Raw genomic sequence first — 11,391 nt, forward strand, 5'->3', positions numbered from 1 at the left:
TCTCCTGTGTGTCCGTACAATGGACTTGCGATCCATTGTACGGACTAGGACCGGTTTTGGTCAACCTGTCCGCACAGCGGACATAATGGCCGAAGAAAACAGGAGGGATTGGATGAACACCGTCGAAAAGAACGAGAACGTGCGCGCCGTCGGGCGCGCGCTGGACATCCTGCTGGCGTTTTCGGAGGACGACCCGGAGCTGTCGGCGGGTGAACTGCTCAAGCGCGTCGACCTGTCGCGGCCGACGCTCTATCGCCTGATCTACACGCTGGAGGAGAGCGGCTTCCTCGTTTCGGTCGGCGAGCCGCAACGCTTTCGCCTGGGCCCGGCGGTGGCGCGGCTTGCCCACGTGTGGACCGCGACGCTGGACCTGAAGACGGTCGCCGAGCCGGTGCTGCGCAGGATCTGGGACACCACGCAGGAGACCGTGGCCCTCTTCGTCCCGCGAGGGAACATGCGCCTGTGCGTCGCCGAGCTGCCCAGCCCGCAGCCCCTGAACTTCAAGCGCGGGGTGGGCTACACCGAACGCATCGTGCGTGGTGCGACGGGCCGCGCGATCCTGGCGTATTCGGAGACGGACGCCGAGGTGCTGCGCAGCTACGCGCAGGGCACGTCGGTGAACCTGAAGGACCTCGAAGCCGAACTCGCCGCCACCCGCAAGCGCGGCTACTCCACCAGCCACAGCGAGCTGATCTCCGGCGCGGTGGCGATCGCGGTGCCGTTCTTCGACCGGAACGGGCAGGTGGCCGGATCGATGGGCGTGTTCGGGCCGGAGGTGCGGCTCGACTCCGCGCGGCAGAAGCAGGTGGCGAACCTGCTGCTCGAGGAATCGGTGCGGCTGTCGGAGTCCCTGGGGTTCGGCGGGGTGCGGGCCGCGGCCCGCTGAGCATGTCCATTACGCGGACTCGCGATCCGCCGATTTGACGCGGGTCAACGACCGTCCATAAAATGGACAGGTTATCCGCTGCGTGGACAGGGCGGATGCATTGGTCCCCATTCGTTCACTTCGCAGGAGTTTCCCCCGCATGCCCAACCCTGTTTCGTTCCTCCGACGCCGCGTGCTGCGCGGCTGCGGCGCGGCCGCCGTCGCCGCCGCGGCGTTCGCCTTGCCGGCGTCCCATGCCTTCGCGCAGGACTACCCGGACAAGCCCGTGAAGATCGTCGTCGGCTTCGCGCCCGGCGGCACGAACGACATCCTGGCCCGCCTGATCGCGATCAAGCTGCAGGACAAGCTGAAGCAGGGCTTCATCGTCGACAACAAGCCCGGCGCCAACTCGGCGATCGGCAACGACTTCGTCGCCAAGGCCAAGCCGGATGGCTACACGCTGCTGGTGTCGTCCAGCGGCGGGCTGACGACCAACCCGATCCTGATGAAGAGCCTGGCCTACGACCCGGCCAAGGACTTCGAGCCGATCGCGCTGCTCGGCACGTTCCCGCTCGTCGTGACAGTGCCCGCGTCGCTGCCGGTGAAGAACTTCGCCGAGCTCGTGCAGTTCGCCAAGAAGCAGCCGGACGGCAAGCTGAACAACGGCACGCCGACGACGTCGTTCGTGCTGGTCGCCGAGACGATCGCCGAGAAGTCCGGCATCCAGTTCACCCACGTCCTGTACAAGGGCTCGGGCCCGGTCGTGACCGCGCTGCTCGGCGGCGAGATCCACACGGGCGTGCTCGACAGCCCCGCGGTGGTCAACCAGGTCAAGGCCGGCAAGCTGAAGGCGCTGGCGGTGACGACCGGCAAGCGCTCGTCCGCGCTGCCGGACGTGCCCACGGTCGCCGAATCGGGCTACCCCGGCTACGACATCCCGATCTGGACCGCGCTGATGGCGCCCAAGGGCACGCCCGAGCCCGTGCTCGCCAAGCTGCGCACGGCCGTCGCGGAAATCCTGAAGGACAAGGACACGGTCGACAAGATGCACGCCGTCGGCCTGGACCCGGGCGACGCCGATTCGGCCGCGCTGGGCCGCCGCATCACGAGCGACATCGCGCGCTGGTCGGCCGTGGCCAAGCAAGCCGGCATCAAGCCCGAGTGACGCGCACCTCGCGCGTTTCCGTCCACCCAGGAGACACCATGATCAAGACGATGGCGCGGCACGTGGCCGGCCTGACCTTCGCGGCGGTCGCCGTGGCCGCGCAGGCACAGGGCTTTCCTTCGAAGCCCATCACCCTCGTCGTCCCGTTCGCGCCCGGCGCCTCCGCGGACGGCATCGCGCGTGTCGTCGGCAAGGAACTGGGCACTGCGCTCGGGCAACCCGTGGTCGTGGACAACAAGCCCGGTGCCGGCGGCGCGCTGGGCCTGATGGCCGTCGCGAAGTCCCCGGCCGATGGCTACACCATCGGGCTGGGCGCGACGGGCGCGATCGCGGTGAATCCGCACCTGCCCGATGCGCCCCCGCTGAAGCCGGAGAAGGACCTGCAGCCGCTGGCCAAGCTGGCCGACATCCCGCTCGTGTTCGTGACCTCGACGCAGAGCGGCTACGGCAACCTGCAGGCGTTCCTGAACGCGGCGCGCAAGGCGCCCAGCGGGCTGTCGTACGGGACGGCGGGGCAGTACACCGCGCAACACCTGTCCGGTGAACTGCTGGCGAGCATGGCGAAAGCGCCGCTCGTGCCCGTGCCGTACCGCGGCAGCGGCCCGGCCGTGACCGACCTGCTCGGTGGCAACGTGCCGTCGGCCATGGTGGATCTCACCTCGGCGTATCCGCACATCAAGGCCGGCAAGCTCGTTGCGCTCGGCGTGACCAGCGCGACGCGCAGCAAGGTCGCGCCGGAACTGCCGACGATCGCGGAGGAAGGCGTGACGGGCTACGCCGCTCCGGCGTGGATGGGGCTGTTCCTGCCCGCCAAGACGCCGGCCGACGTCGCGTCGAAGCTGTCGGCCGCGCTGGAGAAGGTGATGGCGAATCCCGCCGTGCAGGGGCAGATCACCGCCCTGGCGGCCGAGCCGGCCTATGCAGACGGTCCTGCGTTCGGCAAGTTCATCGCCGGCGAATCGAGGAAGTGGGCGGACGTCGTGTCGCGCATTCCCGCGCCGGCGAAGTGACGCAAGCTGCGTGAAGCAGCAAGAAGCCGCGCTGTCGAAGGACGGCGCGGCTTTTTTTTCTTCACGGAAGCCGTGTCGACGCCGGCATCAAGCAGACCGGGGCGTCGCCCGGCGTTGCGCGACGCCGGCCACCATGCGCACGTGACGGGGCGCCGCGCGCCAGATCGCCAGCGTCGACAGCAACGAGCAACCGATCGCGGCCACGAAGGCGAGCGAGTAGCTGCCGGTGTGGTCGTGCACGAAGCCCATGAACCAGGGACCGAATGCGCCGCCCGCGAGCGCGCTCAGCATGAGCGTCCCGAAGATCGGGCCGTAGTGCTTGCCCTCGAAGATCTCGGCCGGAATGGCGCCGACCACCGACGTAAGCCCATAGCCGAGTGCGCCCTGCGCGAGGACCATCGCATACAGGAGCAGCGGCACGGGATAGGCCGGCAGCGCCAACAGCGCCGCATAGGCGAGGCAGAAACCCAGGTTGCCGATCGCCCAGACGATCTCGCGCCCGATGCGGTCCGACAACCAGCCCAGCGCGATCTGCCCGGGCACGCCCGCAAGGCTCACGATGCCGAGCGCCCAAGCGGCCTCCTGCGCGCTGAAGCCCGTCTCCACCAGGTACTTCGTCTGGTGCACCTGCACTGCGTACCAGGAGAAGAGTGCGCAGAAGTACGCGACCGCGACCCACCAGAAGCGTGACGTGCGCAGCGCGCGCGCCAGCGTCCAGTCGACGGCCGCCCACTTCTCGTCGACGACGTTGACGCGGCGGGCCTGCGTCGCGGCCGGCGTGTCGGGATCGCCGTCCGGCGCCAGCCCGAGGTCCGCCGGGCGGCGCCGCAGCAGCAGGTTCAGCGGCACGAGCACCACGAGCACGGTCACGCCGAGCACGGTGCAACCCGCGCGCCAGCCACTGCGCTCGACGAACGTCTGCAGCGCCGGCAGCATCAGGATCGATCCGGCCCCGACGCCGGCGAAGGCGATGCTGAGGGCGAGGCCGCGCCGGCGCACGAACCAGTTCGGCAGGAACAGCGCCTGCCCGGTGTAGCCGGTGAACGTGGTGCCCGCGCCCACCAGCATGCCGAGCGTGACGTAGATGTGCCAGGGCTGCGTCGCGAAGGTCGCCAGCAGCAGGCCCGCGGCGGTGGCCGCGATGCCGATTTCCATCACGACGCGCGGCCCATGGCGGTCCATCAACCGGCCCAGCCATGGGCTCAGGACGGCCGAGACGATGAAGCCGAACGAGAAGGCCCCGGCCGTCTCGCCGCGCTCCCATCCGAACTCCTGCAGGATCGGCGGGAACAGCAGCGAGAACGCCGTGCGTGCGTTGACGCAAAGCGCCATCGTGACGAAGACGACGCCGACCACGACCCATCCGTAGAAGAACGGCAGGCGTTGCGTGAACCTGGCGAGCAAGGACACCTCCTCGGCGCATTCTGCCCGGACTGCTGGGCTGCGCCTCGGCGCCACCGCAGGAGGCGGACGCGCATAAGCAACTGCGGCGCTACCGGATTGATAGCGCCGCAGCGTGGATCGACGAAGCGGAAGTGGTGGGTCCTGTAGGATTCGAACCTACGACCTACGGATTAAGAGTCCGCTGCTCTACCAACTGAGCTAAGAACCCACTTCGCGAGAACACCGCCGGACGGCGGTGCTTTCACTTGAAACTGTTGTGGTGGAGAGGAGGAGGATCGAACTCCCGACCTTCGCATTGCGAACGCGACGCTCTCCCAGCTGAGCTACCCCCCCACAACGAGTCGTATTTTAGCGCATTGTTCGGCCCGTTTTCCGGACCGGCTTCACGCGACCTTCAACGCCGGCGTGCCGAACAGGTCTTCCATCTGCTTGCGCAGCTGCCATGCGCGCGTGGACGTGTCCATCGCCACGTCGTTCCAGCTGAGGCTCTGGCCCTTCTTCACGGGGCGCACCACCTTCACGTCGTGTGCCAGGCCCAGCGGCAAGCCGCCCATCTGCACCGACTTGTCGGCCGGCAGCAGCTTGCCCCACACCGTAGAGCCGCCTTCGCCGTCGAGCATCTCGCCCGGGGCCAGGTCGCGCTTGGCGGTGGCGACGACGTCGGCGTTCCAGCAGGTCGCGACGCCGGTCGGCTCGCCACGCAGCGCAACGGAGGCGACGGACACGCCGACTTCCAGCCCGATCAGGTGCCAGCGCTTGTAGAGCGTGAAGTAGCGGCCGCTGGGGTCGGTGTGGGCCTTGTATTCCTCGAAGCAGTTCTTGATGTAGTCGGTCTCGGCTTCGACCGTGACCCAAACGCCCATGCGGATCTCGTACGGGATGGCGCGGCCGTCGGTCTCCAGCGAGGAGATCACTTCGACCATGCCCTTGCGCTCGAGAACGCCGCCCTCGCTGCGAGGGCGCGTGACGAACGGGATGTCCTCGATGCTGGCCGGCGGGTAGAGCAGGCCGTCGCTCGGCACGGTGAGCCCGGTGGCATTGGCCACCGCGGTGCTTTCGATCGACGGCTTGGAGCCATCCAGGAAGCTGTTGAACATCTTCGGGTTCAGGCCGCCGCGCTTGGCCTGCTCCGGCGTGAGCCCCCAGTTGTCCCACACCGTCTCCGGCGTCGACTCGCTGAAGTGCGGCAGCCACTTGTGCCCGCGGCCCGCGGCGACGACGGGGAAGCCGCAGGTGCGTGCCCAGTCGACCAGGTCGCAGATCAACGCCGGCTGGTCACCGAACGCGAGCGAGTACACGACGCCCGCTTCCTGCGCACGCCGCGCCAGCAGCGGGCCGCAGAACGCGTCGGCTTCCACGGTGACGTTCACCACGTGCTTGCCGTGCGCGAACGCTTCCAGGCAGTGGTCGACGGCCGCGATCGGGTGCCCGGTGCACTCGACGATGACGTCGATGGCGGGATGGCGCACCAGGGCCTGCCAGTCCTCGCCCACGTGCGTCGTGTGGCCGTCCTTCAACGCCGCATCGAGCGACGCGGCGCCATAGCGCGCCGATTCCCATCCCACGCGTGCGAGGTTGGCCTTCGCATTCGCTGGCGACAGGTCGGCGATGCCGGCCAGGTGCACGCCCGGCGTGCGCGGCACCTGCGCCAGGTACATGGAGCCGAACTTGCCGGCGCCGATCAGGCCGATGCGGATGGGGCGGCCTTCGGCCGCGCGTTGGCGGAGTTTCGCGTGCAGGTTCATGGTGTGTTTCCTTGCTTGTCATTGCGGGCTCGACCCGCATGGCGGCTCGGGCGCGGGGATGGATGCCGGATCGGGCCCGGCATGACAACTCTTGCGGTTCAGGCCGCCTGCTTCATGTCAGCGAACGGAACGCTGCTGGTCTGCAGCGCGCTGGCAGGCAGCCCATCCCGCCACGGCAGGTCGACCGGGTAGGGCAGGCGCAGGCAATCGTCGGGCAGGCAGGCGATCGGCGTGAAGTCGCGGTGCGCGATGTACTCGGGGCGCTTGTGGCGCCGGATGTGGTTGGACACGGCGCACAGCGACAGGTAGACGCTGACGCGGTTCCACGGCGACAGGTTGCTGGTGGACGCGTGCACCAGGCAGCTGTGGAACAGGATCATCGAACCGGGCGGGCCCTTGGGCGAGACGATGCCGCCCTGCTTGCCGCCGGCGCGCTCGACCAGCTGCGCGATCAGGTGGTTGTCGACGGTCCACAGCGGATAGCTCGTGGTCGACAAGTCGTGCCTGGCGTCGACCACGCCCTTCTTGTGGCTGCCCGGGATGAACATCAGCGGGCCGTTGAACTCGTTGACGTCGTCCAGGAAGATCGCGACGTTCATGGCGCGCTCGGTGGGCATCATGTCGTCGTTCAGCCAGGTGCCGTAGTCCTGGTGCCACTGCCAGACGTCGCCCTCGAACGCCATCTTCCCGTTGATCTTGAACTGGTGCATGTAGACCTGTTCGTCGAAGAGGTCCATCACCGGCTGCACCATCCGCGGGTGCCGCGCGAGCCGCGCGAACGGCTCGCTGTACATGTGGGCCGCGAAGTTGGTGCGCACCGCGTCGCTGCCTTTCTCGCGCACGTTGTAGGCCTCGCGCCGTGCGTACAGCGCCGGCACGGCTTCGGTGAGGGTGCGGATCTCCTCCGTCGAGAACAGGCCGGGGAAGAACAGGTAGCCGTCGCGATCGAACTGCTCGAGCTGCTCCGGGGTCAGGTGCATGCAGGTCTCCTTCGGAGGCGGCCCGGATGGGCTGCCGCGGTTGGCGCAACAATGCGGGACAAAGGCAGCGTACAGGAAAGGAGACGGACGTGGCATCCAAGGAACCCCTGCAGGACGGCGAGTGGCTCGACCGCATGTACAACAACCGCGCGCTCGTGCCCGCGCACGAGCAGCACTTCGCGCGCTGGCGCACCGCGTCGGCGAGGGCGCGCGAGCACTGGGAGTGCGTGCTCGACATTCCTTACGGGGACACGCCTGGGCAGAAGCTGGACGTATTTCCCGCGCCGCGCTCGCGGGCGCAGACGCTGGTGTTCATCCACGGCGGCTACTGGCGATCGCTGGACAAGTCGGACCACTCGTTCGTCGCGCCGGTGTTCCAGGACGCCGGGGCGTGCGTGATCGTGCCGAACTACGACCTGTGCCCCGCGGTGACCATCCCCGAGATCACGCTGCAGATGGTGCGTGCGCTCGCCTGGTCGTGGAAGAACGCGCCCACTTACGGCGGCGACCCGCGCAACATCACCGTGATCGGCCACTCGGCCGGCGGGCACTTGGCGTCGATGATGCTGTGCTGCGACTGGCAGCGCGCCGACCCGGACCTGCCCGGCGACGTGGTGGTGAAGGGGATGTCGATCTCGGGCCTGCATGACCTCGAGCCGGTGGCGAACACGCCGTTCCTCCGGGACTCGCTGCGTCTCACGCCGCAGGACGCGCTGCGGGCCAGCCCGGCGTTCCTGCCCGCGCCTTCAGCGGCCACGCTCTACGCCATCGCCGGTGCGGACGAGAGTCCCGAGTTCCTGCGCCAGAACACGCTCATTCGCGACGCGTGGGGGCCGACCGTGGTGGAGGCCTGCGAGGAACTGCCCGGCCTGAACCACTTCAGCGTGCTGGAAGCCCTGGCCACGCCCGGGCACGCGCTGCACGCCATGGCGTTCGAGTTGCTGTCACGCTGATTCGTCGTCCCCGAAGGCGGGGCTTCGTCATTCCGCGCGGGCGAAAGGCTCGTCATTCCCGCGAAGGCGGGAATCCACCGCTTCCGTCCTTGTCGCCCCGCCTCCGCGGGGACGACGAACGCGCTTCAGGGCTGCTGCCCCTGCCGCAGCAACTCGGCGTATTCCTTCTGCGTCATCTTGCGCGGCTTGGCGAGCAGGCTCTGGGCGACCTTCTGGGCCACCTCGCGCGACGTGCTCACGCCCGCAAGTTGCAGTTCGGTCTGCAGCTTGGGTTGCGCGGCTATGCGGCGCTGGAGGTCCGCGCCCAGCGTCTCCACCGCGGCATCGGCCTTCTGCTGGCCCTTGATCACCTGGGACAGCAGGTCCAGCGCCATGCGGTTGCCGCCGCTGCCGGAGGAGCGGCCCTGCATCATGTTGACGCCGGCGTTGGTGATCCCCAGCAGCGCCTTGAAGAACGCCTGCGTCTGGGCGTCGCGGTCCGCATCGGCCTTGGCGCCCGCGAAGTCGTTCTGCAGCTTGACCAGGTAGTCCTCGCGCGCGCGATAGAACGTGATGTTCTGGTTGGGGCCGAATTCGTCGCTGGCGAACAGGCCCGCGATCACCTCGTCCTCCTCGGCGTCGATGCGAACGCCCTGGAAGACGTAGACGCCCATTCCCGCGATCTTGGACGGCACGTAGACGAAGTCGCCATCGTAGATGCGCCCCTTGGTGTCCTCGTAGCGGCCGGTCTTGAAGACCGCCACGTTGCGACCCACGAACGGGTTCGCAGCCGCCCAGAACGTGCCGGTGTATGTGCTCGGAATCTTCTCGAACGACACGGCGCCGCCGCGCACCATCGTGCCTTCCTCGAGCATGCCGTCCGATCCCACGCGCACGCGGTACGTGCGCGAGGGATCCGCCGGCCAGCGCACGTCGTAGATCGCGTCGACGAAGCGGCCGCCTTGCCAGGGGCCGGTGAACTGGGTGCGGTTGACCCACTGGACGGTGCCCATGCCCGATTCGCAGTTGCCCGCGATGCACTGCGCGCCGCTGCCGTGCTGCTGCTCGTCGAGCGCGAAGGCAGCACCGGCGGCGAGGGCCAGCGAGACGCCGATGGCGAGGCGGTTCAATCGACGTCGCATTGCGTGGTCTTGACCTGTTCGCCTTCGTCGTAGCAGACGGTCGACGCGGGAATCGCGATGCCGCGGTACATCCGGGCATATTGGACCTGGGCTCCATGCATCCGGTTGTTCCGGAATGGGATCTCCATCGTCTTCTGCCTGCCGTCGTACGACACCATCAGCCAGCGGCCGGGTCCCTTGGGAAACATCAGCAACGTCGACACCGACGGCGGCTCGCCTTCCATCGCCGTATGGCTGATCGTCACGCCCTTGTGGGACTTGTCGGGATTCACCTGCGTGTAGATGAACGACGTCATGGTCATCCGCGGCATCTTGACCGGGTTCTTGCGCATCATGTCCGCCATCGCAGGGTCGGTCCACTCGGCTCGGGACTCCAGGGACATCGTGCGCTCGATCACGAGGCCACGGCGCTCACCGTTCTCCGCGAAGCCGGTCTCCACGTACTTGCGCGTGCGGTCGCGCTGGATCGCCGTGGCAGAGGCATTCACCATGGTGTATTCCACCCATCCCTTGAACAGGCCCGCAGGCTTGCCGTCCTTGCACGACGCCTCCACGGGCCGGACCACCACGTCCGTGAACTCGAACGGCTTCATGCCGGTGCCGCGCGTGGCCCGGGCCATGGCCTTGCGCAGGTCCTCGTCCGGCGGCACCCCCGGCAGCCGCACGCCGATGATCCGGCTCAGGACGTCGGGGGGCACCTCGCACGGAAACGCCTTGCCTTCGGCCGGCATCGCGAACGTGCCCTTCGGGTCGGCGAGGTAGCGCTCCAGGTCCGCACTTGCCTTGCCTGCCCACTCGACGAACTGCGGATCGTCGAGGGGTGGCAGCTCCACGCCGGCGTGGGCAGGGACGGAGAGGAGGAGGGCGCCGCCCAGCGCCGCGAGGATGAAGGAGCGGGAGGACTGCGACAGCATCCTCCCATTCTGTTGAGTTGGCCGGTCCCCGGCCCATCCCCTGGACGGGGGATGGTGCTTCCCGTCATTCCCGCGAAGGCGGGAATCCACCGCTCCCTCTTTCGGCCTTGCTACATCAGCAGGTGCTCGCCCGCGTTGTCGCCGCCCAGGATCACGTAGTTGACCTTGCGGATGTCCATCAGCTTCTTGCCGCCGGCGTAGCTGATCGAGCTCTGCACGTCTTCCTGCATCTCGCGCAGCGTGTCGGCCAGCCTGCCCTTCACCGGCTCCAGGATGCGCTTGCCCTCGACGTGCTTGTACTCGCCCTTGTTGAAGTCCGACGCGCTGCCGTAGTACTCCTTGTACAGGCGGCCGTTCTCCTCCACGGTCTTGCCGGGCGATTCCTCATGGCCGGCGAGCATCGAGCCGATCATCACCATCGTGGCGCCGAAGCGCACGCTCTTGGCGATGTCGCCGTGCTCGCGGATGCCGCCGTCCGCGATGATCGGCTTGGTGGCCACGCGGGCGCACCACTTGAGCGCCGACAGCTGCCAGCCCCCGGTGCCGAAGCCGGTCTTCATGCGCGTGATGCACACCTTGCCCGGACCGATGCCCACCTTGGTGGCGTCGGCGCCCCAGTTCTCCAGGTCGATGATGGCTTCGGGCGTGCCGACGTTGCCGGCGATGACGAACGCAGAAGGCAGCTTCGCCTTGAGGTGGCCGATCATGTCGCGCACGCTGTCGGCGTGGCCGTGCGCGATGTCGATCGTCACGTAGTCGGGCACCAGGCCCTCCCGCGCGAGCGCGTCGACCGTTTCGTAGTCGGGCTTCTTCACGCCGACCGAAATGGAGGCGTACGCGCCCTGCGACTTCATCCAGCGCACGAAGGCGACGTTGTCCAGGTCGAAGCGGTGCATCACGTAGAAGTAGCCGTTCTGGGCCAGCCAGAGGCAGATCTTCTCGTCCACCACCGTCTTCATGTTGGCGGGGACGACGGGGATGCGGAAGGTGCGCCCGCCCAGCTCCACGCCGGCGTCGCATTCGGACCGGCTCTCCACGCGGCACTTGCGCGGCAGCAGCAGGACGTTGTCGTAGTCGAAGATTTCCATGGCCAAGCCTCTCGAGAGAGTGATCGTTGAAGAACGAGTGAGCGCTTGGACTGGCTCCCGGCCTTGCCCGCGGAGGACAAGAAAAAACCGGGTCGCCAAATGCTTGGGCCCGGTGACTGATTCTACCGCCGGGCCGGGGTGGGGTT

Annotated in this window: 10 protein-coding genes and 2 tRNA genes; 4 read left to right on the plus strand and 8 right to left on the minus strand. The window is 68.0% G+C overall.

Annotation, left to right across the window (positions count from 1 at the left end):
• Positions 1 to 112 precede the first annotated feature (112 nt).
• The 3 genes from I8E28_RS08480 (at position 113) to I8E28_RS08490 (ending at position 3,040) form a co-directional block, all read left to right on the plus strand.
• Positions 113 to 886 (plus strand): IclR family transcriptional regulator, encoded by a 774-nt coding sequence (locus I8E28_RS08480; RefSeq protein WP_200787555.1) that lies wholly within the window; start codon positions 113 to 115, stop codon positions 884 to 886.
• Positions 887 to 1,025: 139 nt separating this feature from the next.
• Positions 1,026 to 2,030 (plus strand): Bug family tripartite tricarboxylate transporter substrate binding protein, encoded by a 1,005-nt coding sequence (locus tag I8E28_RS08485; protein WP_200787556.1) that lies wholly within the window; start codon positions 1,026 to 1,028, stop codon positions 2,028 to 2,030.
• A 38-nt stretch (positions 2,031 to 2,068) separates the two neighbouring features.
• A complete protein-coding gene (locus I8E28_RS08490) occupies positions 2,069 to 3,040 on the plus strand; it encodes a Bug family tripartite tricarboxylate transporter substrate binding protein (RefSeq protein ID WP_200787557.1) in 972 nt (323 codons plus the stop codon).
• A gap of 87 nt (positions 3,041 to 3,127) precedes the next feature.
• Here I8E28_RS08490 and I8E28_RS08495 read toward each other — a convergent pair whose 3' ends face one another.
• The 5 genes from I8E28_RS08495 to I8E28_RS08515 all read right to left on the minus strand — a co-directional run bounded on the left by I8E28_RS08495 (position 3,128) and on the right by I8E28_RS08515 (position 7,169).
• Complete coding sequence (locus I8E28_RS08495) at positions 3,128 to 4,444, minus strand: MFS transporter (RefSeq protein WP_200787558.1); 1,317 nt, start codon at positions 4,442 to 4,444, stop codon at positions 3,128 to 3,130.
• A 132-nt stretch (positions 4,445 to 4,576) separates the two neighbouring features.
• Positions 4,577 to 4,652, minus strand: a tRNA-Lys gene (locus I8E28_RS08500).
• 49 nt (positions 4,653 to 4,701) lie between these two features.
• Positions 4,702 to 4,777 (minus strand) — tRNA-Ala (locus tag I8E28_RS08505).
• A 50-nt stretch (positions 4,778 to 4,827) separates the two neighbouring features.
• A complete protein-coding gene (locus I8E28_RS08510; RefSeq protein ID WP_200787559.1) occupies positions 4,828 to 6,189 on the minus strand; it encodes an NAD(P)H-dependent oxidoreductase in 1,362 nt (453 codons plus the stop codon).
• A gap of 98 nt (positions 6,190 to 6,287) precedes the next feature.
• The gene (locus tag I8E28_RS08515) at positions 6,288 to 7,169 is read right to left on the minus strand and encodes a phytanoyl-CoA dioxygenase family protein (protein WP_200787560.1); all 882 of its coding nucleotides are present in this window, start codon (positions 7,167 to 7,169) and stop codon (positions 6,288 to 6,290) included.
• 89 nt (positions 7,170 to 7,258) lie between these two features.
• Between I8E28_RS08515 and I8E28_RS08520 the strand changes: the two genes are divergently transcribed.
• The gene (locus tag I8E28_RS08520) at positions 7,259 to 8,122 is read left to right on the plus strand and encodes an alpha/beta hydrolase (RefSeq protein ID WP_420850210.1); all 864 of its coding nucleotides are present in this window, start codon (positions 7,259 to 7,261) and stop codon (positions 8,120 to 8,122) included.
• A 125-nt stretch (positions 8,123 to 8,247) separates the two neighbouring features.
• Here I8E28_RS08520 and I8E28_RS08525 read toward each other — a convergent pair whose 3' ends face one another.
• From I8E28_RS08525 to I8E28_RS08535, 3 genes are all read right to left on the minus strand, one after another.
• The gene (locus tag I8E28_RS08525) at positions 8,248 to 9,243 is read right to left on the minus strand and encodes a hypothetical protein (protein ID WP_200787562.1); all 996 of its coding nucleotides are present in this window, start codon (positions 9,241 to 9,243) and stop codon (positions 8,248 to 8,250) included.
• Positions 9,228 to 10,157, minus strand: a complete 930-nt coding sequence (locus tag I8E28_RS08530) for a hypothetical protein (RefSeq protein ID WP_200787563.1) — start codon at positions 10,155 to 10,157, stop codon at positions 9,228 to 9,230. Before I8E28_RS08530 ends, I8E28_RS08525 begins: the two co-directional genes overlap by 16 nt.
• A gap of 110 nt (positions 10,158 to 10,267) precedes the next feature.
• On the minus strand, positions 10,268 to 11,245 hold the full coding sequence (locus tag I8E28_RS08535; protein WP_200787564.1) for a GMP reductase: 978 nt from the start codon (positions 11,243 to 11,245) through the stop codon (positions 10,268 to 10,270).
• Between the last annotated feature and the right edge of the window lie 146 nt (positions 11,246 to 11,391).

The sequence above is a fragment of the Ramlibacter algicola genome, from assembly GCF_016641735.1.
Classification (GTDB): domain Bacteria; phylum Pseudomonadota; class Gammaproteobacteria; order Burkholderiales; family Burkholderiaceae_C; genus Ramlibacter; species Ramlibacter algicola.

What these genes read in the sequence shown, in the direction of transcription:
- I8E28_RS08490 (WP_200787557.1), top strand. Translation starts at nt 2,069, where the DNA reads ATGATCAAGACGATGGCGCGGCACGTGGCCGGCCTGACCTTCGCGGCG.
- I8E28_RS08525 (WP_200787562.1), bottom strand. Translation starts at nt 9,243, where the DNA reads ATGCGACGTCGATTGAACCGCCTCGCCATCGGCGTCTCGCTGGCCCTC.
- I8E28_RS08485 (WP_200787556.1), top strand. Translation starts at nt 1,026, where the DNA reads ATGCCCAACCCTGTTTCGTTCCTCCGACGCCGCGTGCTGCGCGGCTGC.
- I8E28_RS08510 (WP_200787559.1), bottom strand. Translation starts at nt 6,189, where the DNA reads ATGAACCTGCACGCGAAACTCCGCCAACGCGCGGCCGAAGGCCGCCCC.
- I8E28_RS08530 (WP_200787563.1), bottom strand. Translation starts at nt 10,157, where the DNA reads ATGCTGTCGCAGTCCTCCCGCTCCTTCATCCTCGCGGCGCTGGGCGGC.
- I8E28_RS08480 (WP_200787555.1), top strand. Translation starts at nt 113, where the DNA reads ATGAACACCGTCGAAAAGAACGAGAACGTGCGCGCCGTCGGGCGCGCG.
- I8E28_RS08535 (WP_200787564.1), bottom strand. Translation starts at nt 11,245, where the DNA reads ATGGAAATCTTCGACTACGACAACGTCCTGCTGCTGCCGCGCAAGTGC.
- I8E28_RS08515 (WP_200787560.1), bottom strand. Translation starts at nt 7,169, where the DNA reads ATGCACCTGACCCCGGAGCAGCTCGAGCAGTTCGATCGCGACGGCTAC.